26 protein-coding genes are annotated in these 24,527 nt (G+C 61.1%); 9 read left to right on the top strand and 17 right to left on the bottom strand.

The genetic code is table 11. The features are described 5' to 3' along the window. Positions 1-48 precede the first annotated feature (48 nt). The gene (gene mgtE, locus AC13Q5_RS04255; RefSeq protein ID WP_075852074.1) at positions 49-1,422 is read right to left on the bottom strand and encodes a magnesium transporter; all 1,374 of its coding nucleotides are present in this window, start codon (positions 1,420-1,422) and stop codon (positions 49-51) included. Positions 1,423-1,776: 354 nt separating this feature from the next. Next, complete coding sequence (locus tag AC13Q5_RS04250) at positions 1,777-2,790, bottom strand: zinc-binding alcohol dehydrogenase family protein (RefSeq protein WP_488500914.1); 1,014 nt, start codon at positions 2,788-2,790, stop codon at positions 1,777-1,779. A gap of 104 nt (positions 2,791-2,894) precedes the next feature. On the opposite strand from AC13Q5_RS04250, the gene AC13Q5_RS04245 reads away from it, so the two are divergent. After that, positions 2,895-3,299 carry a winged helix-turn-helix transcriptional regulator gene (locus AC13Q5_RS04245; RefSeq protein ID WP_075852076.1) on the top strand — a complete coding sequence of 135 codons (405 nt, stop codon included), beginning with the start codon at positions 2,895-2,897 and terminating at the stop codon, positions 3,297-3,299. Here AC13Q5_RS04245 and AC13Q5_RS04240 read toward each other — a convergent pair. Beyond that, positions 3,264-4,481 (bottom strand): MFS transporter, encoded by a 1,218-nt coding sequence (locus AC13Q5_RS04240; RefSeq protein ID WP_457882144.1) that lies wholly within the window; start codon positions 4,479-4,481, stop codon positions 3,264-3,266. The genes AC13Q5_RS04245 and AC13Q5_RS04240 overlap by 36 nt on opposite strands. A 321-nt stretch (positions 4,482-4,802) precedes the next feature. Between AC13Q5_RS04240 and AC13Q5_RS04235 the strand changes: the two genes are divergently transcribed. Next, positions 4,803-5,750 (top strand): diacylglycerol/lipid kinase family protein, encoded by a 948-nt coding sequence (locus tag AC13Q5_RS04235; protein WP_488500913.1) that lies wholly within the window; start codon positions 4,803-4,805, stop codon positions 5,748-5,750. A gap of 5 nt (positions 5,751-5,755) precedes the next feature. On the opposite strand, the gene AC13Q5_RS04230 is transcribed toward AC13Q5_RS04235, so the two are convergent. Continuing rightward, the gene (locus AC13Q5_RS04230; protein ID WP_488500912.1) at positions 5,756-7,096 is read right to left on the bottom strand and encodes a glutamine synthetase family protein; all 1,341 of its coding nucleotides are present in this window, start codon (positions 7,094-7,096) and stop codon (positions 5,756-5,758) included. 289 nt (positions 7,097-7,385) lie between these two features. Here AC13Q5_RS04230 and AC13Q5_RS04225 point away from each other — a divergent pair, with 289 nt between their 5' ends. Then, positions 7,386-8,753, top strand: a complete 1,368-nt coding sequence (locus AC13Q5_RS04225; RefSeq protein ID WP_488500911.1) for an aspartate aminotransferase family protein — start codon at positions 7,386-7,388, stop codon at positions 8,751-8,753. Here AC13Q5_RS04225 and AC13Q5_RS04220 read toward each other — a convergent pair whose 3' ends face one another. Both AC13Q5_RS04220 and AC13Q5_RS04215 read right to left on the bottom strand, forming a co-directional pair. After that, the gene (locus AC13Q5_RS04220; protein ID WP_488500910.1) at positions 8,754-9,368 is read right to left on the bottom strand and encodes an NUDIX hydrolase; all 615 of its coding nucleotides are present in this window, start codon (positions 9,366-9,368) and stop codon (positions 8,754-8,756) included. Between the two features lie 35 nt (positions 9,369-9,403). After that, positions 9,404-10,423, bottom strand: coding sequence for a glycosyltransferase family 2 protein (locus AC13Q5_RS04215; protein WP_488501163.1), 1,020 nt, complete (start codon positions 10,421-10,423; stop codon positions 9,404-9,406). A gap of 96 nt (positions 10,424-10,519) precedes the next feature. Here AC13Q5_RS04215 and AC13Q5_RS04210 point away from each other — a divergent pair, with 96 nt between their 5' ends. After that, positions 10,520-11,488 carry a lysylphosphatidylglycerol synthase domain-containing protein gene (locus AC13Q5_RS04210; RefSeq protein ID WP_075852082.1) on the top strand — a complete coding sequence of 323 codons (969 nt, stop codon included), beginning with the start codon at positions 10,520-10,522 and terminating at the stop codon, positions 11,486-11,488. Between the two features lie 120 nt (positions 11,489-11,608). Here the strand turns inward: AC13Q5_RS04210 and AC13Q5_RS04205 are convergent, their stop codons facing one another. From AC13Q5_RS04205 to AC13Q5_RS04190, 4 genes are read right to left on the bottom strand one after another with little or no spacing between them, the layout of a single operon-like run. Beyond that, the gene (locus AC13Q5_RS04205) at positions 11,609-12,850 is read right to left on the bottom strand and encodes an RNA polymerase sigma factor (protein WP_488501162.1); all 1,242 of its coding nucleotides are present in this window, start codon (positions 12,848-12,850) and stop codon (positions 11,609-11,611) included. Positions 12,851-12,861: 11 nt separating this feature from the next. Next, a complete protein-coding gene (locus tag AC13Q5_RS04200; RefSeq protein WP_488500909.1) occupies positions 12,862-13,239 on the bottom strand; it encodes a YciI family protein in 378 nt (125 codons plus the stop codon). Between the two features lie 17 nt (positions 13,240-13,256). After that, positions 13,257-13,619: a YciI family protein gene (locus tag AC13Q5_RS04195; RefSeq protein WP_488500908.1), complete on the bottom strand. Its 363-nt coding sequence runs from the start codon at positions 13,617-13,619 to the stop codon at positions 13,257-13,259. A gap of 10 nt (positions 13,620-13,629) precedes the next feature. Further along, positions 13,630-13,989 carry a YciI family protein gene (locus tag AC13Q5_RS04190; protein ID WP_488500907.1) on the bottom strand — a complete coding sequence of 120 codons (360 nt, stop codon included), beginning with the start codon at positions 13,987-13,989 and terminating at the stop codon, positions 13,630-13,632. A gap of 155 nt (positions 13,990-14,144) precedes the next feature. Here AC13Q5_RS04190 and AC13Q5_RS04185 point away from each other — a divergent pair, with 155 nt between their 5' ends. After that, the gene (locus tag AC13Q5_RS04185; RefSeq protein WP_075852086.1) at positions 14,145-14,375 is read left to right on the top strand and encodes a hypothetical protein; all 231 of its coding nucleotides are present in this window, start codon (positions 14,145-14,147) and stop codon (positions 14,373-14,375) included. 116 nt (positions 14,376-14,491) lie between these two features. On the opposite strand, the gene AC13Q5_RS04180 is transcribed toward AC13Q5_RS04185, so the two are convergent. The 3 genes from AC13Q5_RS04180 to AC13Q5_RS04170 form a co-directional block, all read right to left on the bottom strand. Beyond that, the gene (locus AC13Q5_RS04180; protein ID WP_075852087.1) at positions 14,492-15,994 is read right to left on the bottom strand and encodes an AMP nucleosidase; all 1,503 of its coding nucleotides are present in this window, start codon (positions 15,992-15,994) and stop codon (positions 14,492-14,494) included. 120 nt (positions 15,995-16,114) lie between these two features. Next, positions 16,115-16,291: a hypothetical protein gene (locus tag AC13Q5_RS04175; protein WP_015339266.1), complete on the bottom strand. Its 177-nt coding sequence runs from the start codon at positions 16,289-16,291 to the stop codon at positions 16,115-16,117. Positions 16,292-16,495: 204 nt separating this feature from the next. Next, positions 16,496-16,834 carry a DUF2147 domain-containing protein gene (locus tag AC13Q5_RS04170; RefSeq protein ID WP_075852088.1) on the bottom strand — a complete coding sequence of 113 codons (339 nt, stop codon included), beginning with the start codon at positions 16,832-16,834 and terminating at the stop codon, positions 16,496-16,498. Between the two features lie 466 nt (positions 16,835-17,300). Here AC13Q5_RS04170 and AC13Q5_RS04165 point away from each other — a divergent pair, with 466 nt between their 5' ends. Further along, positions 17,301-17,564, top strand: coding sequence for a sel1 repeat family protein (locus AC13Q5_RS04165; RefSeq protein ID WP_457882137.1), 264 nt, complete (start codon positions 17,301-17,303; stop codon positions 17,562-17,564). 135 nt (positions 17,565-17,699) lie between these two features. Here the strand turns inward: AC13Q5_RS04165 and AC13Q5_RS04160 are convergent, their stop codons facing one another. Beyond that, positions 17,700-18,812, bottom strand: a complete 1,113-nt coding sequence (locus AC13Q5_RS04160; protein WP_488500906.1) for a pyridoxal phosphate-dependent aminotransferase — start codon at positions 18,810-18,812, stop codon at positions 17,700-17,702. Positions 18,813-19,055: 243 nt separating this feature from the next. Continuing rightward, positions 19,056-19,808, bottom strand: a complete 753-nt coding sequence (locus AC13Q5_RS04155) for an SDR family oxidoreductase (protein ID WP_488500905.1) — start codon at positions 19,806-19,808, stop codon at positions 19,056-19,058. A 97-nt stretch (positions 19,809-19,905) separates the two neighbouring features. On the opposite strand from AC13Q5_RS04155, the gene AC13Q5_RS04150 reads away from it, so the two are divergent. Next, the gene (locus tag AC13Q5_RS04150; RefSeq protein ID WP_488500904.1) at positions 19,906-20,814 is read left to right on the top strand and encodes a cupin domain-containing protein; all 909 of its coding nucleotides are present in this window, start codon (positions 19,906-19,908) and stop codon (positions 20,812-20,814) included. Positions 20,815-20,882: 68 nt separating this feature from the next. Here AC13Q5_RS04150 and AC13Q5_RS04145 read toward each other — a convergent pair whose 3' ends face one another. Further along, positions 20,883-21,281, bottom strand: a complete 399-nt coding sequence (locus AC13Q5_RS04145; protein WP_488500903.1) for a PilZ domain-containing protein — start codon at positions 21,279-21,281, stop codon at positions 20,883-20,885. Positions 21,282-21,591: 310 nt separating this feature from the next. Here AC13Q5_RS04145 and AC13Q5_RS04140 point away from each other — a divergent pair, with 310 nt between their 5' ends. Further along, on the top strand, positions 21,592-22,026 hold the full coding sequence (locus AC13Q5_RS04140; RefSeq protein ID WP_488500902.1) for a glyoxalase superfamily protein: 435 nt from the start codon (positions 21,592-21,594) through the stop codon (positions 22,024-22,026). Between the two features lie 66 nt (positions 22,027-22,092). Continuing rightward, on the top strand, positions 22,093-23,460 hold the full coding sequence (locus AC13Q5_RS04135) for an MATE family efflux transporter (protein WP_488500901.1): 1,368 nt from the start codon (positions 22,093-22,095) through the stop codon (positions 23,458-23,460). Positions 23,461-23,698: 238 nt separating this feature from the next. Here the strand turns inward: AC13Q5_RS04135 and iolB are convergent, their stop codons facing one another. Further along, on the bottom strand, positions 23,699-24,496 hold the full coding sequence (iolB, locus tag AC13Q5_RS04130; protein ID WP_488500900.1) for a 5-deoxy-glucuronate isomerase: 798 nt from the start codon (positions 24,494-24,496) through the stop codon (positions 23,699-23,701). Positions 24,497-24,527: the final 31 nt, after the last annotated feature.

Below are 24,527 nucleotides of genomic sequence, written 5' to 3'. Positions count from 1 at the left end.
TGAAAAGGGGCCGTTGCCGGCCCCTTTGTCGTAAGAGGTTTGTTGTTCTCAGAGCATCGTGCCGCTGAGGATCAGCAGCGCAACCGAGAAATAGATCACCAGGCCGGTGACATCGACCAGTGTCGCGACGAAAGGCGCCGATGCGCTGGCTGGGTCAAGCCGCAACTTCTGCAAGACGAACGGCAGCATCGAGCCCGCGAGCGAGCCGAAGGTGACGATACCGATAAGGGCAGCGAAGACCGTAAGGGCGACCAGCTGCCAGTGCGGGCCATAGTCGAAGAGGCCGATATTCTGCCAAAGCACGATGCGGGCGAAGCCGACGAGGCCGAGGATCGCGCCGAGCACGATGCCGGTCGGCAGCTCGCGGAGCGCTACGCGCCACCAGTCGGAAAGCTTGAGTTCGCCGAGCGCCAGCGCCCGGATGATCAGCGAGGTCGCTTGCGAACCGGAGTTGCCGCCCGAGCTCATGATCAGCGGGATGAAGAGCGTCAGCACGACAGCCTTTTCCAGCTCGCCTTCGAAATGCTGCATGGCGCTTGCCGTCAGCATTTCGCCGAGGAAGAGGGCTGCGAGCCAGCCGGCGCGCTTTCGGATCATGCCGGCGAAGCTGATCTTCATGTAAGGCTGGCCGAGGGCTTCCATACCACCGAATTTCTGGGCGTCTTCGGTCGTGTCGGCGATCATCGTATCGATGACGTCGTCGACCGTAACGATACCGAGCATGTGGCCCTTGTCGTCGACAACAGGAAGTGCCAGCAGGTCGTGCCGGCGGATCAGCCGTGCGACATCCTCCTGCTTCATCAGCGGCGGCGCCGTAACCGGCGTGCCCTTCTGGGCGACGGTCAGGATGCAGGCATCCGGCTCGCCGGTGATGAGGCGGCGCAGCGTCACGACATGCAGCAGCACATGCGTCTCGTCATCGAGGACATAGATGGCGTAGACCGTTTCGCGGGAGCGCTCGACCTGGCGAACGTGATCGAGCGTCTGCGCAACCGTCCAGCTTGCCAGCACGCTGACGAATTCCGTCGTCATGATGCCGCCGGCCGTGCGCGGCGGATAGCCCATCAAGCCCTGGATCGCCTGCCTGGCATGCTCGTCGAAGGTGGCGAAGAGCCGGGCGCGCGTATCGATATCCATTTCGAGCAGCACGTCGGCGACACGGTCGTTGGACATGCCATGCAATAGCCGTGCGGCATCCGCATTGCCCATGACTTCGAGAATGGCGTGTGCGTTGCGCAGCTCCGGCCGGTCGAGAATGCGCACGGCGCGCTCTTCCGGCATTTTGGCGAGAATGCGGGCAGCCTCAGCCACGTCGACTGCGTTCAGAGCCTCGACACGTTCCGCGATGGTGACGGCGCGATTGTTATTGATGAATGCACGAGCGGCATTGCCGGCCCGCGCGGGAAAGCTGTTTATGTTCATTATAGCTCGCCTTTCCGGTCGATCCGCCGTCGTAGCGGATCGTGGCGAGCCGACAGGAGTCGGTTAATGCACGAATGCTACTGACGGCAAAGGCAATCGACTACTACTGTCGCTAGGCATCGAAAGATGGCTCCGGTTAATCGGTATGGAAAACACTGTTCCCCATGTCGCGAGAAGTCGCGCCGAAGGCATAAAAAGTCAAGAGGTGGAAGCGCCTAAACGCTCGATCCTGCGATAAAATTTTGTTTAGGCGGCTGCAAATTTTTGCGATGCAACAAAACCTGGTGCATATGCGTTAAAACAATGCAGCCGGACGACATGCGCCCAGCCTGATTTGCCATGAATTTTGCTCGTTCAGAAACCGGCCAGAACGACCTTGCCCTTCATCTTGCCGGTCTCGACAAGGGCATGCGCCTTCTTCAGGTTTGCGGCATTGATCGCGCCCGCAGTCTCCGTCAGCGTCGAGCGAATCTTGCCGGCATCCACCAACTCGGCAACCTTCGTCAGCAGCTTGTGCTGCTCGATCTGGTCGGCTGTGTTAAACAGGGGACGGGTGAACATCAGCTCCCAGTGGATCGACACGGCCTTGCGCTTGAAGGGCACGACATCGAGTGTCTTCGGATCGTCGATGAGCGCAAACCGTCCCTGCGGGGCGATGGCTTCGACGATCGAGCCGATATGATCTGACGTATTTGTCGTTGAGAACACGAAAGCGGGAGCACCGATGCCGAGTGCCGCGATCTGCGGCGCAAGCGGCTTCGAATGATCGATGACGTGATGGGCGCCCAGCTCCTTGACCCAGGCCTGCGTTTCCGGACGGGAAGCGGTTGCGATGATGGTGAGATCGGTCAGCGCGCGTGCGATCTGGATGGCGATCGATCCGACACCGCCGGCACCGCCGATGATGAGGATGGCATTGGCGACGCCGGGAACCGGGTCCTGTACCTTCAGGCGGTCGAACAGCGCCTCATAGGCTGTGATCGAGGTCAGCGGCAGTGCGGCGGCGGCCGGAAAATCGAGACTCTTCGGCTTGGCGCCGACGATGCGCTCATCGACGAGATGAAACTCGGCATTCGAACCGCTGCGATTGATCGCGCCGGCATAGAAGACCTCGTCTCCTGGCTTGAATAGGGTGACGTCGGGGCCGACAGCCTTGACGATGCCGGCGGCATCCCAGCCGATGATCTTGTACTCGCCTTCGCTCGGAACGACGTTGGCGCGGACTTTGACATCGACCGGATTGACGGAAACGGCCCTCACTTCGACGAGCAGATCATGGCCCTTTGCCTCGGGCGTCGGCAGCTCGATGTCGACCAGCGATGTCTCTGCGGAAATGGGTTGCGGTTGCTTGTAGGCGACTGCGCGCATGGGAGAAGCTCCTGGTTTTGTTGCACAGAGGCTAGATGCGCATTATCGTCAAAAGGCACAAGAATGCACAAATTCTGTACGTAGGTACAAAAAGGATACTGTCGATGTCGGTTCCCCGCTCCAAGCTTGTCAGGAATTTCCCGGGATGCCCGGTCGAGGCGACGCTGAGTCTGCTCGACGGCAAATGGAAGGGTGTGATCCTGTTTCATCTGTTGGGGGGAACGCTTCGTTTCAACGAAATCCGTCGCAAGCTGCCGTCGGTGACGCAGCGCATGCTGACGAAGCAATTGCGGGAACTGGAGGAATCCGGGTTGCTGTCGCGCACCGTCTTTCCTGTGGTGCCGCCGCGCGTCGACTATGCGCTGACGCCGCTTGGCGCCAGCCTGGGGCCGATCATCAAGGCGATGGCCGTATGGGGCGAGGAGAATGTGTTCTGCCGCGACGGCCGCCAGCAGCTGATCGCCCCCGGAGCTTCATGCGCGCCCGGTGCGGCGCTCCAGGCCAACTGAGAGCGCAAATACGGCAAGGCCGCCGACGGAGAGGACCGCGCCGACATAGCCGGTGGCGGCAGCCGTGAAGCCCCAGGAAATCACGAGACCACCTAGCCAGGCGCCGAGCGCATTGGCGATGTTGAAGGCGGAGTGATTGGAGGCGGCAGCCAGCGTCTGAGCATCGGCGGCAACATCCATCAGGCGGGTCTGCACGGCGGGGCAGGCGGCAAAGCCGCAGCCGATCAGGAAGACGCAGATGCAGAGCATGATCGGGTTGGTAGCCGTCAGCGAGAAGAGCGTCATGATGACGATGTTGAAGATCATCATCCCGCCGATCGTTCCCTTGATCGAGATGTCGCCAAGGCGCGAACCGACGATGTTGCCGACATTCATGCCGATGCCGAAGAGCGCAAGCACGACCGGCACCATGGCCGAGCCGAGGCCGGCGACCTGCGTGGTCGTCGTGGCGACATAGCTGAAGATCGAGAACATGCCGCCGAAGCCGACGGCGGCGACACCAAGCGAAAGCCAAACCTGGATGCGCTTCAGCGCACCGAGCTCACGGGTGATGCTGGCGCCTTCCTCGACCCTGTCCTTGGGAAGGAAGAGGGCGATCAGCAGCATGGTCGCAAGACCGATAGCGCCGACCATCATGAAGGCAGCGCGCCATTCGAGCAACTGGCCGAGGAAGGTGGCGATCGGCGTGCCGATGAGCGTCGCGATCGTAAGACCAAGCATGACCTGGCCGACGGCGCGCACGCGGCGATGCACCGGCACCATGGATGCGGCAACCAGCGCTGCTACGCCGAAATAGGCGCCGTGCGGCAGGCCGGTGATGAAGCGCAGTACAGTGAAACTTTCGAAGGTCGGCGCGAAGGCACTGGAGATGTTGCCGGCGGCAAAGATCGCCATCATCAGCAGGAGCAGCGTGCGGCGCGCCATCTTGGCGGCAAGCACGGCAATGATCGGCGCGCCGACCACGACGCCGAGCGCGTAGGCGCTGATCACATGACCTGCCTGCGGTGTCGTCACGCCAAAGGTGTCGGCTACATTCGGCAGGAGTCCCATGATGACGAATTCGCCCGTACCGATACCGAAGCTGCCGACAGCCAGCGCCAAAGTCACCAGCGCGATCGCAGTGCGAGACGGCGCTTCCAGAGCGGTTTGGGTATCGAGTGCGTCGACGGCAATATCGCTCACGAAAACTCCTTGGGCGGCACACGAAGATCAAGCACCGCGAATCAGACAGCAAACTCCGGTAAGCGGCGTTCAGTGCATCAAATTGGGATATGGGACTAGCGAGGCATGGACACGCCTCCGTTGGTACTATCAATGACCGCGCCGCGTCTGTCGCGTGCATTTTTTGCAGTGCAGCATGTCGCATCCTGCATAAGTGCGCTGCGGCGAGCGGGCGAAACGGCCGCAATGCTTGAAATCGTTCCATCCAAAACCATCTGAGAAGAAGCGCACGGGGCCTCAGCCCCTCAAGGACACAATTTGCGGGAAGACCGAGAGCCCCCGATGAAGTTGATCGGCTTTTTCAATCGCGATGGCGGTACGTTCCGTACGACCGACATGGCTGCCTATGAGAAGAGAGCGGAACAGGTCTTCCGCGACGCCGGTCATGATTTCGAAGCTGTGGTCGTGGAGGGGCGTAATATCGTCTCGGCGATGGAGCGCGCTGCACGCCGCGATGATATTGATGGGATCGTCGCCGGCGGCGGAGATGGCACCATCTCAGCGGCTGCCGCCATCGCCTGGAAGAATGGCGTCGTTCTCGGCGTCATCCCGGCCGGCACCATGAACCTCTTTGCCCGCTCGTTGCGGTTGCCGCTCGATATCTGGCAGACGCTCGCCGTCCTGGCGACGGGCGAGGTCGACAATGTCGATATCGGCAGCGCCAATGGCCGCGCCTTTGTTCATCAGTTTTCAGCGGGCCTGCATGCACGCATGGTGCGCTATCGCAACGGCTATACCTATCGCTCCCGCATTGGGAAGATGTCGGCCAGCACCCGGGCGGCTTTCGGCGTCATCGCCAATCCGCCGGAATTCGATGTCGATTTCGAGGCCGGTGACATCCGCGAGCGCCGGCATGTCTCCGCAATCTCCGTCTCCAACAATCCCTTTGGCGCCAATGCGCTGCTCTATGCCGACAGCCTGCGCAGCGGCGAACTTGGCTTCTACACCGCAAAGCCCTTGCGGCCGCTCGGCGTTGCCCGTCTTGCCATCGACATGCTGCGCGGCCGGGTTCGCGAGAATGCCGATGTCATGGTCATGCACGCGCCGGAGGTGCATCTGCATTTCCCGAAGCTGCGCCAGCTCGCCAACTGCGTCATGGACGGTGAGCTTCTGCCGCTCGAGCGCGATGTGACGCTCAAGGTGCATCCCGGCGAACTCAAGGTCATGGTGCGAGAGGGGACCGCCGCCGGCGTCGCCCGAGAGGGTGCTGTCGACAGCGTCGCCATCTGACGCGCTCAGAGGCGCGGCAGATAGGTGCGATAGTCGAAATCGGAAACGGTGCGCAGATAACGGATCGCTTCCTTGTGCTTCGTATCGCCGTAAAGCCTCTGATACCGCTCGCCGAAAGTATCGGCGATGAAGCTCGACGCGCGGAAGCGCTCGACGGCGGTCAGGAAATCATGCGTGAGCTTTGGCGCATCGGCCGGAACGTAGGACGGCGTCGATTCCTCGCCGGGATCCAGCTCGTTTTCCAGGCCGCGCAGCATGCCGCCAAGGATCGCCGCCAGCATCAGATAGGGATTGGCATCCGCGCCGGCGACGCGATGCTCGATGCGTGCGCCCGGTCCATCCTTTTCGGGAATGCGCACGGCCGTGCCGCGATGGCCGAAGCCCCAGGTGAGATCGACGGGGGCAAATGAGCCCGGCTGGAAGCGGCGGTAGGAATTGGCATAGGGCGCAAAGACCAGCTGAGCGTCTTGTAATGTCTGTAATAACCCGGCGCAGATCGACTTCAACCTCATCGGCTCGCCACCCGCCGCATCGAGGACGTTGTGGCCCTGGGCGTCAATGATGCTCGCATGTACATGCAGGCCCGAACCGGCGTGGTCGGTATAGGGTTTTGCCATGCAGGTGGATTTCAGCCCATGCTTGCGGGCGGCCTGCTCGGCGACACGCTTGAGCATGATGCAATCGTCAGCAGCCGCCAGCGCATCCGGGCGGTGCAGGAGGTTGACCTCGAACTGGCCGGGGCCAAATTCCGCCGTCGTCGCATCCGCCGGCAATCCCTGCGCCCGCGCATATCTACGCAGCGTTTCGAGGTAATCGTCGAGAAGATCGACGGCGTCCATGTCGTAGAGCTGGAAGCCATTCGGTTCGCCCTGATAGGTCAAGGCCGGCGGCGGCGAGGGGATGCCTTTCTCACGCCAGTCTCCGGCAAGCAGATAGAATTCCAGTTCGGTCGCGATGACGGGCGTCAGGCCCAGTGCCTTATAGCGATCGACCACGGCAGCAAGAATGGCGCGCGGGTCCTGAAAGCTCGGGCTGCCGTCGAGCTCGTGCATGGTCGCCAGCACCTGCTTCGAGCCCGCCGGCGCCCATGGCATGTCCACCAGCGTGCGCTCATCAGCAAGGCAGGTTCCATCGGGATCGCCGATCGTCAGCGACAGGCCGGTAATATCGTCATTATCGTCGCCCCAGATATCGAGCGATTGCGTCGACGTGGGCAGCCGCACGGCGCCGGACCAGACCTTCTTTTCGGCCGAAATCGGGATCTGCTTGCCGCGCAACCGCCCGTTCATGTCCGAGATCAGCACTTCGATGCGCGCGTTACCTTCGGTTGCGTTGTCGGCCGCCATGCTCTTGTAAACCCCCCATGCTCACGGCATGGTCGTAAACCAAGATAGCTTTCAGTCAAGTCTGGCTACGTTGCAGTCTGAAGCTTTGCCCCTCACCCTAGCCCTCTCCCCGCATTTGCGGGGAGAGGGGACCCAACGGTGCCAGCCGTACGCAAAGCGGATAATCTGGCACTTTAACTCCCTCTCCCCGTTTGACGGGGAGAGGGCTGGGGTGAGGGGCCATGCACATAATCGCAGCGTTGACTGACTTGCCTGAAAAGCAGCAATCCAAAGAGGGTTCGAATAAACCATGTCCGATACGTCAAGCCGCTCCAATCTCGCCGCCCTCGATGCCGCTCATCACCTTCATCCCTTTGCGGACATGAAGAAATTGAATGCGGATGGCGCGCGGATCATCCAGCGGGGCGAGGGCGTCTACATCTACGACAGCAATGGCAAGAAGTATCTGGATGGATTTGCCGGCCTCTGGTGCGTCAACATCGGCTATGGCCGCGCCGAAATTGCCGACGCCGTTGCCCGGCAGATGAACGAACTGCCTTATTACAACACCTTCTTCGGCACCACGACCACGCCGGCAACGCTTCTTGCCGAGAAGGTCTGCGCCCATGCCGGACCGCGGTTCAACCACGTGTTCTTCACCAATTCCGGTTCCGAGGCCAATGACACCTGGTTCCGCATGGCGAGGGTTTACTGGGGTGCCGTGGGCAAGCCGACCAAGAAGACCATCATCGCCCGCAAGAACGGCTATCACGGCTCTACCGTCGCCGGCGCCAGCATGGGCGGCATGAAATACATGCACGAGCAGGGCGACCTGCCGATCCCGGGCATCGTTCATATCGGCCAGCCCTATTGGTATGCCGAGGGCGGCGATCTCTCGCCGGAAGAATTCGGTCTGAAGGTTGCCCGCGAACTCGAGGCCAAGATCGATGAGCTGGGCGAGGATAATGTCGCAGCCTTCGTCGCTGAGCCGGTGCAGGGCGCCGGCGGCGTCGTCATCCCGCCGTCGACCTACTGGCCCGAGGTTGCGCGCATCTGCAAGGCGAGGAACATCCTGCTCGTCTGCGATGAGGTGATCTGCGGCTTCGGCCGTCTCGGCGCATGGTTCGGCCATCAGCATTTCGGCGTCGAACCCGATCTCGCTCCGATCGCCAAGGGACTATCGTCGGGCTACCTGCCGATCGGCGGCGTGCTCGTCAGCGACCGCATCGCCGATGTGCTGATCAACGAGGTCGGCGAGTTCAATCACGGCTTCACCTATTCCGGCCACCCGGTCTGCGCGGCGGCGGCGCTCGAAAACCTCCGGATCATCGAGGAGGAAGGGCTGGTCGAGCGCGTGCGTGACGATATCGGTCCGTACTTCGCCAAGGCTTGGGGCAGCCTTGCCGATCACGATATGGTCGGCGAAGCCGCCAGCATCGGCCTGATGGGCGGTCTGCAGCTCGCCGCCGACAAATCCACCCGCCGCCGCTTTGAAAAGCCGGATGCGATCGGCTCCGCCGTGCGCAACCATGCCCTGGCAAACGGTCTCGTGCTGCGCGCAACCGGCGACCGCATGCTGGCCTCGCCGCCGCTCGTCATCAGCCATGAGGAAGTGGATACGATGGTGCGCATCGCACGTGATGCGCTAAATGCCGTCTGGGCGGAGATGAAGTCCTGATTAGGGCTTGGGCGTCGGCACGTCCCACTTGCCGGCTTTGTGAAGGGCAAGTGTCAATGCCGCGACGTGGATCATCTGGATCATTTTCCCTTCCAGCGCCAGCTCGATCGCCTGCCGGATCGGCATGCGGATCAGGCGGATGCGTTCCGTCGGGTCGTCCGCCGGCTTGGTGCTGAATTCAACATTACGGGCAATGACGATATGCGCGAGGTTGGTATGCGTGGCCGGGTTGGGCGCAAGCTTGCCGACATAATCCCAATCGGTGGAGGAAAGACCGGTTTCCTCGCGCAACTCGCGCGCAGCCGCCTCTACCGGGCTTGCATCGCTCGCATCCATGGCTCCACCCGGAAGCTCAAGCGCCACGACGCCGAGTGCGTGACGATATTGCTGGACGAGATAGATATGATCCTCGGCATCGAGCGCGATGATCTCGACCCAGTCGGGATATTCCAGCACGTAGTAGGGCGCGATCTCCACGCCTTCCGCCGTCACGCAGTTGTCGGCACGAACCTTCAGCCAGCGATCATGGACCAGATGCGTTGAACCCGTCGTCCGCCACGGTGGCAGGTCTGCCGTGTCCGACAGCAGGCTCATGATATCGTCCTTCGAGCTCATGCGCCGCTCAGCTCCTGTTGCGGATAGACCTGTGCCTAGGCGTCCTGATGGTCCCGATCGAAGATCTTGCGCACGATGTAGTTTGGCGAGAGATCGTCGCGATAATAGATGCGGGCGATCATTTCGGCGAGGATGCCCGTGGTGATCATCTGAACCGACGACAGGAGCAGCACGACGCCGACCATCAGCAGCGGACGGCTGCCGATATCATCGCCGAAGATGAACTTGTCGATGAAGAGCCAGAGCAGGATCAGGCCGGCGAGTGCGCCGAGGCTGAGGCCGAGCGAGCCGAAGAAGTGGCCCGGCCGTGCCTTGTAGCGCATGAAGAACATCACCGACAGCAGATCGAGGATGACGCGGAAGGTGCGTGAAATCCCGTATTTCGACGTGCCGTGCTGGCGGGCGTGATGGGTAACCGGCACTTCGCCGATGCGCGAGCTTGGCACCACACCGGCGACCCAGGCCGGGATGAAGCGGTGCATCTCGCCCATCAGCTTGACCTGCTTGATGATGGAGGAGCGATAGATCTTCAGGCTGCAGCCATAGTCGTGCAGCTTCACGCCGGTGATGCGGCCGATCAGGTAATTGGCGCACCAGGAGGGGATCTTGCGCAGCAGCAGGCCGTCCTGGCGGTTCTTGCGCCAGCCGACGAGCAGGTCGAGCTGGCGTCGTTCCAGTTCCTCGACCATCGAAGGAATGTCCTTCGGGTCGTTCTGCAGGTCGCCGTCCATGGTGGCGATCAGGCGGCCGTTCGCCGCATCGATGCCGGCCTGCATGGCCGCCGTCTGGCCGAAATTGCGCTGAAGTTCGACGATGCGCAGCGTCAGTCCTTCCTGCGAAAGCGAGCGGCGGGCGTTGACGAGCGTCGCGTCCGTGCTGCCGTCATCGACCAGGATCAGTTCCCAGGATTTGGCAAATCCAGCCATCGCGGAACTGATGCGCTCGATGAGCGGCCCGACGCTTTCTTCCTCGTTGAAGACGGGCACGACCAGCGAAAGCTCAAGGGGGCTTGCCGGATCGGCCTGGGGGAGGGTCGACTCTGCCGTTGTCTGCAACACTTGTTTCTCCTAAAAGACCGGCAGTGCCTGCCGGACGGAACGAGCGAAAAGTCCGGTTTCAGCCTTCCGCTCGCATTTGGGTGCCCTAACTACATGAAGACTCCGACGGTTGCCAGCCGACAGAATTGGTTTATTCGCAACCGAATGACGCTGCTGACGCTCGGCGTTGTCGTAGCCTACGCCGCCTTCATCGAATGGTTCTGGGGCTGGAGCTCGATCCTGGCGCAATGGGGCAAGGTCGGCGCCTTGCCGATCCTTCTGGCGCTGGCGCTTCTGACCGGCACCTACTTTCTGCGGACCTGGCGCATCTATGATTATTTCCCGAAGGAAACGGCGGGCCATTTCGCCGCGCTCTTCCGCGTGACGCAGGTTCATAACCTGTTGAACATCATGATGCCCTTCCGCACTGGCGAAACGAGCTTCCCGGTACTGATGCGGTCCGAATTCGGCATTCCGCTGGCGCGTGGCACATCGGCGCTGTTCGTCATGCGGCTGCTCGACCTGCATGCGCTGCTGGCCGCCGCCGGCATCGGTCTTGCTCTTGCCTCGCCCTATCATGTCTTGGCCTGGGTCGTATGGGCGGTTTTCCTGCTGTTGCCGGTCGCGGGCTTTGCCTCGCGGCGGCCGCTGATCCGTCTTGCCGCTCGCATCCTGCCGAAGAAGGCGCAAGGGCTGGTGCATGAGCTGGAACGCGGCTTGCCGGTCGATATCAGAGCCTTTGCACGCGCCTGGCTGACAACCATCGTCAACTGGCTGGTCAAGGTCGTGGTACTGGCCTGGGCGCTCGGCCTGATGAACGTCACGCCGCTTTCGGCAAGCTTCGGCGGTGCGCTCGGCGGCGAATTATCATCAGTCCTGCCGGTCCACGCGCCGGGCGGCGTTGGCACCTATCCGGCCGGCATCACCGCCGGCGCCATGGCCTTCGGTGCTTCGAGCACGAAGGAGGCAATCGAAAATCTGGCCCAAGCCAGCATCAATGCTCACCTCCTGATCGTGGTCTCAGCGCTGACGGGAACGGCGATCGGATTGCTGGTCTCGCGCAAACGTGTGGCCGCCCCCTGAACGATTGCGGCGCGCTTTAACGCATGTCACGCAAAAGTGTGCAGCGGTTTTGCGACAACGACATGCGCCAAATCGAAGACCTGAAGCGCCCAAAGCGAATCCGAAAGATCGCGACGTGCTTTAGTGTCGGGTCTGTTCGCCGAGTTCGGCCAATCGCCTGCGCAGGAATGCCTGCTCCGGCGCCTGCTGGCATAGCGAAAGCGCCGTGTGATAGGATTGCCGTGCCTCATCCGTCCGGCCAAGCTGGCGCAGGAAATCCGCTTTCGCCGCATGGGTGAGGTGATACCGCCCCATGCGCTCCTCCAGCAGCAGCCCGTCGACGATGGAAAGTGCGGCCGCCGGCCCATCGCGCATCGAGATAGCCACCGCCCGATTGAGCTCGATCACCGGGGAGGGGCTTGCGATCAGCAAGAGGTCGTAGAGCATCACCAGCTGCCGCCAGTCGGTATCGTCTGCGGTCACTGCGCGCGCATGTTCCGCCGCGATCGCGGCCTGCAGGGCATAGCTGCCGACGCTTTCGGCCGCCATCGCTCTATCCGACAGCGCCAAGCCTTCACGGATCTGGCCGCGATCCCACAGCGCACGATCCTGATCGACAAGCAGTACCAGATCGCCGGATGTGTCGGTGCGCGCATGTCGCCGCGAATCCTGCAGCAGCATGATCGCAAGCAATCCTTCGACCTCCGATTCCGGCAATAGCTGCAGCAACAGCCTGCCAAGCCGTATGGCCTCCGCGGCAAGATCGGCACGGACGATTGCAGCGCCTGATGATGCCGAATACCCCTCGTTGAAGACGAGATAGATGACATGCAGCACCTGTGCCAGCCGCTCCGGCAGTTCGATCTTGCTGGGGACCTCATAGGGAATATGGTCGGCGCGGATGCGGTTCTTGGCGCGGACGATGCGCTGGGCGACGGTCGGCGCCGGGATCAGAAACGCGTGGGCGATTTCTTCCGTCGTCAGCCCACATACCTCGCGAAGCGCCATCGCCATCCGCGCTTCGGCGGGAATGAGGGGATGACAGCAGGTGAAGATCAGCCGCAGCATGTCGTCTTCGATCTCTTCGTTTTCGGCGATTTCCATCGCCTCTCCCTCCGGGTAAAGGCTATCTGCAATGTCCGAGCGGGCTGCGTCGAAACGCGTCCGCCGCCTGATGTGGTCGATGGCGCGAAAGCGTCCGGCGGAGACGAGCCAGGCATAGGGATTGGCCGGGATCGTCTCGTCAGTCCATTGCTGTGCTGCCGCCGCAAAGGCATCGTGGAGCGCTTCCTCTGCCCGGTCGAAATCGCCGAGCAGACGGATCAGCGTTGCCAGCACGCGGCGCGAGTGGCTGCGATAGATGCCTTCGATGGTCTGGTTCAGCGACACGAGCGTCACCTATTCTCCGCGAGATCTCCGTGAAGTGTCAGGATGCGTACCGGGCGGATCTCGATGGCGCCGTAACGCGCCGAGGGAATGCGCTTGGCGATCTCCGTTGCTCCCTCAAGATCGGGGGCCTCAAGCAGATAGAAGCCGGCCAGATGCTCCTTCGTCTCCACGAATGGCCCGTCCGTCACCGAAAACCCTTTGCCGTCCGGGCGGATGACGATCGATGTGTCCCGAAGCGCCAGCGCATCCGAAACGATCATCGTGCCGTCCTGCCGCAAGCCCTCGTCGAAGACGAAGTGCTCGCCGATCAGGTGGTTCATCTCGTTCGGCGTCAGCCGTCCGTCGACGTCAACGGATGTGTAAATCAGACATAGAAACCGCATGTATTTTCCTTTCTCTGTCATTCGTCCGGAAAGCGGATATCGAAGGCGGCGCGAACCTCGATCATGCCGTACCGCGCGACGGGGAAGGTGGCAGCGATTTCCGTTGCTTCCTTCATGTCCCGCGCCTCGATCAGCACGAAGCCGCCGAGATGCTCCTTGATCTCCGCGAAGGGGCCGTCGGTAACGGCGGTTTCGCCCCGACGCACCCGTACGGTCTTTGCCGTCTGTGGCTCGCGCAAGGCGTTGGCGACGATGAGATGGCCGCTGTCGCGCAGCCGGTTGTCGTTGTCGATCGAATCCTTCGTCAGCTTTCGCCCTTCCTCTTCGGAAATCTTGGCGATTTCTGCGCTCTCGAACCACACTTGGCAAAGGAACTTCATCGTTGCCTCCTCAAACGTCCGGGCCGAAGGAATAGATCGGTCGCACCTCGATGGCGCCGAGTTTGGCGAGCGGGATGCCGGCGGCAATCCGGATCGCATCGTTCAGGTCCTTCGCCTCGACCAAGATGAAGCCGCCAAGATACTCCTTGGTTTCGATGAAAGGCCCATCCGTTATCGCGGTCTCGCCATTGCGAACCCGCACCGTCACGGCGGACCTTGGCGATTGCAGCGCTTCGGCGTGGATCATGTTGCCGCTCGCCATCAGATCGCGGTCGTAGCCGAGCGAATCCGAATCGAGCTTGTGCTTTTCCTCCTTGGTCATGACGTCGAGCGTCGTGCCATCGAACCAGACCTGGCAGAGATATTTCATCGCAGCGCCTCCTTTTCAACTTGCTGACAGCCATAGACGAGCGGCCTCCCAGCAAATCGACATCCCGATCCGCAGCATGACAAAAATTTTCGGCCCTGTCGAAAAAGCCCGAGCCCGGTCGACCAGTTCCGTCAACACGACAAGGAGACACGGAAATGTACAGTCTGGAAGCCGCTATCGTTCATTACTGGCAAAGGAAGACGTTGTCGGAAGAGGAACTGCTCGACTCGGCAGATATCGGGAGGGTCGTTTTCCGCACCTGGCTTGGATTTGCAGGCTTTGCCTTGCTGATCCTGTGCCTGAGTTGGGGCGCATCGCCAAACGACGAACGGCCGCAAGTCGCGGCCGCTGGTCAGGTGCATTCGGTATCTGCGGATGGGCAATAGAGCAATTCCAGGAAAGGTGCGCAGCGGTTTTCCTGGAATTACATGACAACAAAAGGATAGAGCGTTTTCGCGATTCGAAGAAAAGCGGAAAGGCTCCAGGGCGAAAGCCCCGTTGCCTACTGGAATGCCGTTTCAAAGAAGCTGCGCAGCTTGCGCGAATGCAGCGCTTCGGGCGGCATGGCGGCCAGTTTCTGGATGGCGCGGATGCCGATCTGCAGGTGCTGGTTTACCTGCGTGCGATAGAAGGCCGTCGCCATGCCTGGCAGTTTCAGCTCGCCATGCAGCGGCTTGTCCGAAACGCAGAGCAGCGTGCCGTAGGGAACGCGGAAGCGGAAGCCGTTGGCGGCGATCGTTGCCGATTCCATATCGAGCGCGACAGCGCGGGCCTGCGACAGCCGCTTGACCGGGCCTGCCTGATCGCGCAGTTCCCAGTTGCGGTTGTCGATGGTGCCCACCGTGCCCGTGCGCATGATGCGCTTCAGCTCGAAGCCCTCATAGCCGGTGATTTCGGCAACGGCTGCTTCGAGTGCGACCTGCACTTCGGCCAGCGCCGGGATCGGCACCCAGACCGGCAGGTCGTCGTCGAGAACGTGGTCCTCGCGCATATAGGCATGGGCAAGCACATAGTCGCCCAGCCGCTGGCTGTTGCGCAAGCCGGCGCAATGGCCGAGCATCAGCCAGGCGTGGGGGCGGAGCACGGCGACGTGGTCGGTGATCGTCTTGGCGTTGGAAGGGCCGACGCCGATATTGATCATGGTGATGCCGGCATGTCCCTTCTTCTTCAGGTGGTAGGCCGGCATCTGCGGCAGGCGCGGCGGTGTCGTGTCGCCTTCAGGCTGGCTCGCTCCGGCCGGCGTGATGATGTTGCCGGGCTCGACGAAGGCCGTATAGCCGTCGCCGCCGCTCGCCATCAGGTCGCGCGCCCACTTGCAGAATTCGTCGATATAGAACTGGTAGTTCGTAAACAGCACGAAATTCTGGAAATGCGCCGCACTCGTCGCCGTGTAGTGAACGAGGCGGGCCAGCGAATAGTCGATGCGCTGTGCGGTAAACGGCGCAAGCGGGGAGGGCTCGCCCGGCGGCGGGATATATTCGCCGTTAGCGATTTCATCGTCCGTGGTGTTCAAGTCCGGCGTATCGAAGAGATCGCGCAGCGGAATATCTTCGAAAACCGTGGCGGATGCTTCGACATGAGCGCCTTCGCCGAAAGCGAAATGGATCGGAATGGGCGTCGTCGATTCCGATACGACCACCGGAACATTGTGGCTGCGCATCAGCAATGTCAGCTGTTCCTTGAGGTAGTGCTTGAAGAGCTGCGGGCGGGTGATCGTCGTCGTGTAGACGCCGGGCGCGGTGACATGGCCGTAGGAGAGGCGCGAGTCGACATGGCCGAAGCTCGTCGTCTCGATGCTGACCTGAGGATAGAAGGCGCGATAGCGCGCGGTGATCGGCGCGCCCTGGGCGAGCTTGGTGAAATTGTCGATCAGGAACGCGGTGTTGCGCTCGTAAAGCTCCGTCAGCGCTTCGACGGCCTTGCCCGGATCATCGAAGGTCCGCGGCTGGAACGGGCTGGGGGAGGAGATGTCGAGGGGTGAAAAGGGAGAGATTCTGTTGCTCATGCGCCATTATAGAGTGTCGTTGGTTACAAGCAAACGACGTTGCATGAGGCGGCCTGGATTCTCGCAGCTATTTTTGCGGCTGCCCATGGGCCTGCGCGCGGAGTGTCGCGCAGGCGTTGGTTATTGTACCGTCGTGCAGTAAGGCGCGCCGGTCTGCACGCAGGTGAAGCTTGCGCCGAAATGCGATTGCGCGCCGCTGCGGCCGGCGTGTTCGACCGCAACTGAGAAGCTGAATGCGAAGACGGCAGCAAACAGCATGATAACAACGAAGCGCCGCGCGATGATGATCGAGTCCATGTTCCTGGCCTACCCGTGCCCTATACTGGACACTGTTTTGCCATGGTCAGGCTGAACAGGTGCTGAGATACCGGTTCATCCGGCGTTCATAAATATTACCGGTTTCGAATGCTCGCCTGCTTCTGTCCGCAGGCAAATAATAAGAGGCTGCCGGCTGATGGCGGGCAGGCGCTATAGTGACTATCGTGAGGGATGGGGGTCTTTTCAGAGCCTCGTCCAGGTCTGAGACTTGCAGAATACCTTCAGAACGCAGCCCTGCATCTTGATACTATTGCCGCTGATTGTGCCGGAACCGCTATAAGTCTTGTCTTCGGAGGGGTCGGTCAGCTGGCCGGTATAGCTGCCGCCCTTGCCCTGCATCTTGCCGATCTGCTTGCCGGCATATTTGCCCGTCTTCAGCGTCACGCAATAGCTGTCGCCGCAGGGCGCAATGGCGGCGGTGTCGCCAGCCACGGTTTTCCAGTTGCCGACGATCGGTTCTTCGGCAAAGGCGGCACTCGCGCTCAATAGCGTTGCAGCAGCAAGAATGGTGGCACGGATCATGATCTTATTCCTCCCCCCAGGCGTCATCCGGTTCTGTAACCGGGAATGCGGTGAGATTATCTAACGCGAACGTAAAGGTAAATATGGTTTTCGGAGCGCAAATTCCCTGTTCCGTTGGACATCTGCGCTGTGCCGAAACACGGCATCCGATTGAACTGCGCTCTTTTTGTGGTGAACGAAGGGTTTAAATCCGAATCCTAACGGAAGGTTAAGCTCGCGCGAAAATCCTTAATTTGCAAGGGAAGCGATGTTTAACAAAATCTCAAGTTTACCAAGCATTTGCACTTTGTTTGCATCGAATTAATCATGCATTTTAGGCGTTTTTTGAAAGCCGTCTGCGATAGTGAAGCCATCAAACGAGCGGGGCAAACCCGCCGGCCGGAAGAACCGGAAAGCCGCGAACGACGGCAAGGTTCCAACGGAAAACAGGGCAGATACAAACAGAAGTCAAACAGGGATAATAACAATGGCACGCTTCGAAACGACGATGTCTGGAAATGCCATGATGGGTGGTAACGGCGCCGATGCCCTTTGCGAACTGGGCGTGAACTACGCGACCGGCAGGGGCTGCAATGCAGATCTCGTTGCCGCCCACAAATGGTTGAATATCGCGGCCATCCGTGGCAGCGAGCGCGCCGCCGAGCTTCGTGCCGACGTCGCAGCGACCTTGACGAAGATGCAGCTCGCTACGGCGCTGCGCGCCGCCCGCGAGTGGATGACCACGCACTGAGGCGTGCCGCAAACAATACGACGTACTGACTGATCTCGAAGGAGGGGTATCGGCGGTCGAGGGAGAGGCGAACGCCGAAATGATGAAAACCGCGACCGGCCGGGACAAGGCAGGCGCGGTTTCGTCGTTTTGGGCTTAGCCGATCGCCTTCAGCACCTTGGGCAGCGCTTCGGCAAGCAGCTCCAGATCCTGCTTCGGGCCGACGCTGACGCGGATGCAGCGGTTGAGCGGTGCCACGCCTGGCATGCGGATGAAGACGCCGTGCTGGATCAACCTGTCGACGATCGCTCGGGCATAGGTGCCGTCCCGTCCGCAATCGATGGCGACGAAGTTCGTGGCGGAGGCGAGCGGCAAAAGTCCGTTGTCGCGGGCGATGGTGCCGATCTGCTCACGCGCCGCCCGGATCTTGCCGACCACCTCGGCGAGATAGGCCTGATCCTTCAGCGCGGCGAGCGCCGCCACGGTCGCGAGCCTGTTCATGCCGAAATGGTTGCGGATCTTGTCGAAGGTGAGCACCGTCTCGGGCGCGCCGATGACATAGCCGACACGGGCGCCGGCAAGGCCGTAGGCCTTGGAGAAGGTGCGGGTGCGCAGCACGTTCGGTAGGTCGATCAGGGCTGAGATATCAGGCAGCGAGCTTGCAGGCCCCGTTTCGCTGTAGGCCTCGTCCAGGATCAGAAGGCAGTTTTCCGGCAGCGCACGGGCAAAGGCGACGATCTTGTCGGCATCCCACCAGCTTCCCATCGGATTGTCGGGATTGGCGAAATAGACGAGCGGCGCGTTCTCGCGCTTCACCGCTTCGAGCAATCCATCGAGGTCCTCGCGATCATCGACATAGGGAACGGTAACCAGGCGACCACCAAAACCGACGACATGGAAATTGAAAGTGGGATAGCCGCCAAGGGAGGTGACGACGGGCGTGCCAAGCTCGATCACCATCCGGGCGATGAGACCGAGCAGGCTGTCGATGCCTTCGCCAACGGCGATATTGGCCGGCTGTACGCCGAGATGCGCCGCAAGCGCCTGCTTCAGCTCGTAATTTTCCGGGTCGTTGTACATCCAGATGTCGCCGGCCCGCTCGCGCATGGCGGCGATGACGGAGGGTGCCGGCCCGAAGCCGTTCTCATTGGCGCCGATGCGGGCTTTGACGCTGAGTCCACGCTGACGCTCCAGCGCCTCGGGGCCGACGAAAGGAACGGTGGAGGGCAGGGCGCTGATCAGCGGCGTGAAGCGCGAGAAGGCGGACATGCTGGCTTTGTTTCCCGAAATCAGTTGCAGGGTGCGGCAGAATAGGCGCTTGGCGGGTGGTTGCAAGAGCGGAAAGACCTTCGTCCGTATTGCGCCATTTGTGCTTATCGCAACCGATGAAGGATCACCTGCTCGATAATCCATGAGACAGGGGAAACGCGCTTCGTCAGACGGCTGCGCGTTCCCGATAATGCATGGTCGAAGGCGGAACGGCAGCAGCTCTTCGGCTACCACCGTTTCCGGTTACAAACCTGCCTCAGCCATCCAGAGTTCGGCATCCGCGCCGCCCGCAATTCGCAGCGGAGCGGATGGATCGGTGGCCGCTCGCCACACCGCCTTCGCCACGTCGGGAGCGTAGGTCACGGGGCCGGTGTCATCCTGCACATTCTTTATGAATTGCTGGATCAATGGCGCGTAATCCGGATCGTCCAAACCACGCAAATGTGGACGTGCATTCTCCCCAAAGCGGGTTTCCGGCGAACGGCCTGGTAGGACAATATGCACCCGCACGCCAAACGGCTCCATCTCCACCGACAAGGACTCGGTGAAGGCGTTCACCGCTGCCTTGCTCGCCCGGTAGATCCCAATCACCGGCAGAGTCTTGACCGTCACCGTGGAGGTGACGTTGACGATGACGCCGGCCCGACGTTGACGCATCTGGGGCAATACGGCCTGAACCATCGCCAATGTGCCGATCGTATTTGTCTGGAACAGCGACTGCACCGTCTCCGGCGCGGTCAGCTCGATTGGTGAGGGCGCTCCGAAACCGGCATTGTTGACCAATACGTCTATCGGGCCGGCAGCCTTCACAGCTTGCGCGATACTTGCCGGATTGGTGACGTCGAGCGCGAGAATACGCAGGCGTTCGGAAACCGGTAGTAGCTCGGGTTTGGGCGTGCGCATTGTCGCGATCACATCCCACCCTCGTTCAAAAAACAGTTTCGCAGTCTCCAGGCCGAAGCCAGACGAGCAACCGGTGATCAATATCGTGGACATAAGCTTCTCCAAACAAAAGGAATGATGCCATGGTAGTGACCGGGTGAGAGACTTTATATAAGCTGCAGTCTCCATTTCTTTAGCGTTAGTCCTGATTATGACAGTCGATCCCCTTGCCGAAATCGTCACGCTGCTGCAGCCGGCCGCACGCTTTTCCAAACTGGTGGAATGCGCTGGCTCCTGGCGAATTCATCGGGAGGCCACGGGCGAACCATTCTACTGCGCAATCCTTGAGGGGCGTTGCCGCGTAACGTTTGGAGGACATCAGCCTTTCATCCTCCAGGCCGGTGATTTCGTGCTCGTGCCGGCCATGCGCGACCTTGTCAACGAGAGCGTCGACGCACCGGCCGATCTGCCCGCCACGGTTCCGACGCAGTTGAGCGGCGGCCATTTCCGTGTCGGCCGCCTCGAAGGGCCGGCGGATCTGCGCATGCGCATAGGGCATTGCAGTTTCGGCGCGCCGGACGCGGCCTTGCTCGTTTCCCTCTTGCCTGATGTGATTATCGTTCGCGACGAGCCCAGACTCGCGACGCTGATGCAATTGGTCGGCGAGGAAACACGTGAGCGCCGGCCGGCGCGCGAACTGGTGCTGGAACGGCTGCTGGAGGTGTTGTTGATCGAGGCTTTGCGATCCGGCACGGAAACAACCGTCACGTCGAGCTTGAGCCGCGGCCTTGCCGATGAACGCCTGGCTGCAGCATTTCACGCGATGCATGCACGTCCCGCCCATCCATGGACTGTGGCGGATCTTGCAACCGAAGCGGCCCTGTCCCGATCGGCATTCTTTGCGCGTTTCAGCCGCGTCGTTGGCCTGCCGCCAATGGAATATCTATTGGCTTGGCGCATGGTTCTCGCCAAGCAGCTGTTGCGCAGCCGTGAATTGGGGATGGATCAGGTGGCCGAGCGTGTTGGTTACGGATCGGCAAGCACGTTCAGCGTCGCCTTTGCGCGATACGCAGGCATGCCGCCTGCACGATATGCCCGCGGAGGCGTGCGAAACGATTGAGGACGTGAAGTCGTCAATTGGCACCCGGAGACGGTGCCGCCAGGCCCATATGGGAATGACGGCTCAATTTATACCTTTTGCTTTCTGCCGCGCGCAGCCATCGCCTCTGCATTGCCGATCATGAAATCGGCGCGTACGACGCGGCGCAGGGTTTCCGGTTCGATCAGGTTGATGAAGCGGACATGGACGCGGTTGTCGTTGCGGCTGATTTCGGCGCAGGCGATGCGGTAGGCAAGGCCGAGGATGTTCAGATAGTAATGGGTCGGCAGGCCGACCGTCGTGGCGACGGTGAAGCTGGCGCCGCCGCGCGAGATGTCGGTAATCTCCGCGCTGCGCACGGAAATGCCCGTGAGACAGGGACGAACCGCCACGAGGCGCGCCGGCCTCTGAACGTAGAAGCGTTCCCAGCTCCGTTCGTAGACTTCGGATTTGACTTTCGCCAGATGGGTTGCGCGAAGCATTGTCATTCCCTGTTGAAGAACAGACCGAATTCATCTCGGTTACAGCATGAACCTTGCACGGAGATTTTGCGGAAGCGTCAATTGCATTGGTAGAATTTTAACGGGTTCGTCTTTTGTGCCGATTTGGGCGCATCTTGACAGCGAGATCGGCTTCGATCATACGAAAGCTCGGTTCGAGGCGCCTGCCGCTCGCGGATGAAAATCCAAGGTGAAGTCCTCGCTGTTATTGGTCACAGCCATTCAGGGCATGCTGACTGACGGTAATGCGAGCTCCGTTTCACGGTCGTAATTGCGTGCCTTAGCAAAGGCTGATCCTATGACGACGTATCCGTCCATAGATGCATTGAAGGCTCAGGCCCGGCGTCTGCGTCAGGCCATGGCCGAGCGCGGCGACGACATGAGCCACTCGACGGCGCTGGAGCTCATCGCCAAGCAGCATGGGCTGCGCGATTGGAACACGCTGTCGGCGCTTGCGGCAAAACCAAACGACGGGCCGGATGCGCCCTTCGATGTCGGCTCCGCCGTGCGCGGGCGCTACCTGAACAAGCCCTTCACCGGCAAGGTTCTCGCGATGTCGGCGAAGTCGGGCGGGCTTTATCGGATCACCATTCATTTCGACGAACCGGTCGACGTGGTGGAGTTCGAGAGCTTTTCCGCATTCCGCCAGCGCATCAACGCCCAGGTCGATGCCGACGGCATTTCGCCGCGTAAAACGTCGAACGGCATACCGCATCTCGTTCTCGACATCTGACATTCATCTTCTACCGATAGGCCGCTATCTATCGCCGATAGCGAGCGATTCCGTCTGGATACCACCATGACACGTCATACTGAAAACAACATGTTCCTCACCGGCTGGCTGCCCGGCGTCTTTGCCAAGACGGCTGCGCCAATCGTTGTCATCACCACCGTCAGCGGCCTGTTTGCCGTAGTCGATGCCTATTTCCTCGGCGTCTATGTCGGTGCCGACGCGCTGTCCGCCGTAAGCCTCATCTTTCCCGCGCTGATGCTGCTGATTGCGCTGCAGACACTGGTTTCCAATGGTATGGCGAGCATTCTCGCCCGTCGCCTCGGAGCCGGAGATCGCGATGGCGCGAAGGCCGTGTTCACCGGTGCCCATACGCTGGCGATCGCCGTCGTCGTACTCGTCAATATTGTCTACTGGCTTGTCGCCCGGCAGTTCATCGCTGTGGCTGCGGCAGGAAACGCCGATGTCGCCCGCAGCGCCGAGGCCTTCATGGGCGTCATGGTCGCCTTCGCGCCGATCAGCTTCTTTCTTTCGATCCATCTCGACGGGCTGCGCTGTGAAGGAAAGCTCGGCTTCATGACGCTGGTGACGCTTGCCTCGACGCTGCTCAATATTCTGGCAAACTGGTTGTTGATGGCCGTCGCTCATTGGGGCGTGGTCGGCTCCGCCGGCGGCTCGATCCTGGCGCAATTCATCTGCCTGATGATCGTCATCATCCATCGTTTGCCTCGCCCTGGCGGCCTTTGGGTCGATATGGGTCTGCATATCAGTGAGTGGCGAGGCATCTTCGCCTTCGGCGCACCGATGAGCCTCGGTTTCATCGGCATTTCGCTAAGCTCGGCGGCGATCCTCTTCAATGTGTCGATCTGGCACCAGGGGGATTATGTCGCGACCGTCGGCGCCTATGGCATCGTCACCCGCGTGATGACCTTCGCCTATCTGCCGCTTCTCGGCTTGAGCATCGCGCTGCAGACCATATCTGGCCACAATCACGGCGCAGCGCTTCCCGCCCGTGTCGGCCATAGCGTTGTCATCGCGATGATCTCGGCCTTGGTCTACTGCGCGGTGGTCGAACTGATCGTTGAACTACTGGCCGGGCATCTGGGCTCGATCTTCGTGGCCGATCCCCTGATCGTCGAGGAAGTCGGACGCATCCTGCCGTGGACGATCGGCGCCTATTTCCTCTTCGGTCAGGCGATCATCCTGTCGTCCTACTTCCAGTCGATCGGCGATGCGAAACGCGGCGCGATCTTCGGTCTGTCGCGGTCCTATCTGTTCACTTTGCCGCTGACATTTCTCCTGCCACTCGTCTTCGGCGAACGGGGGATCTGGATGACGCCGATCTTCGCGGAGGCGGGGATGAGCCTGCTCACCTGGTTCGTGCTGTCGCGCAATGCCAGGGATCGGAAATGGCGCTACGGCCTGCTGCCCGCATGACATGGAAAAGGCCGCGCTCTGGGGCGCGGCCTTTTTGTGGGAGATTTGGGGCCATCCTCGCCCTTCGAGGCTTTGCGCCTCAGGGTGAGGATGGAGCGCACCTGTCGTATGAAGCGAGCTTAGTGAGCTGTCTTACATGGAAGATTAGCCCTCATGGTGAGGTGCATAGGCACCTGAGTTCGGCGAAGGAGCCGGAGCCTCGAACCACGAGGGCGGGTGTTAGAACGACGACATCACCTCAGGACTTGAGCAGCCATTCATGCTCGACGGCATTATGGAATTTCCAGATGCGCTTCGGGCCGGCCATGACGTTGAGATAGTAGAGATCGTAGCCGTGGCAGGCGGCGCAGGGGTGATATCCCTTCGGTACCAGCGTCACGTCGCCATCCTCCAGCGCCATGACTTCATCCAGCGACCGGTCATCCGTATAGACGCGCTGGAAGCCGAAACCCTGCGGCGGGTTGAGGCGATGGTAATAGGTCTCCTCGAGAAAGCTCTCGTTCGGGAGATCGTCCTGGTCATGCTTGTGCGGAGGATAGGACGAGGTGTGCCCGCCCGGCGTGATCACTTCCACGACCAGTAGCGAATGCGCCGCACCGTCATCTTCCGGCATGATGTTGTTGACGTAGCGGACATTCGTGCCCTTGCCGCGCGTCAGCGCCGGATGGGTACCCGGCGGAATGGCGCGGGCTTCATGGGAGCCGCCGCCCGGTGCCGAGCAGACGGCGAGTTCCAGATCGGTCTCGGCGGTCACTGACCAGCTCGACCCTGCCGGAATATAGAGCGCGTGGGGCGCGCCCTCGAAGGGACTCATGCGCCCGCCGAGCGAGCCGAAATCCTTTGCGCCGGCCTTGGCGCTTCCCTTGCCGCTGACCCAGACGAGGCAGACCTCGCGGTCGCCGGTTTCAGCCGAGGCGGTTTCGCCCGGCTTCAGGCGGTGAAGATCGAAGCCGACATAGGTCCAGCCGGCGCTTTCGGGCGTGACATGGATGACACGGCCATGGGAGCCGTCAGGTTTGACCTTGAGATTTGGCATGGTTCTTCCTCCATTGCTTGGGAGAGTGCCT

This window comes from Martinezella sp. CNPSo 3964, assembly GCF_057784375.1.
The sequence above is the reverse complement of the archived record's forward strand: the minus strand, read 5'-3'. Positions and strand labels throughout refer to the sequence as shown.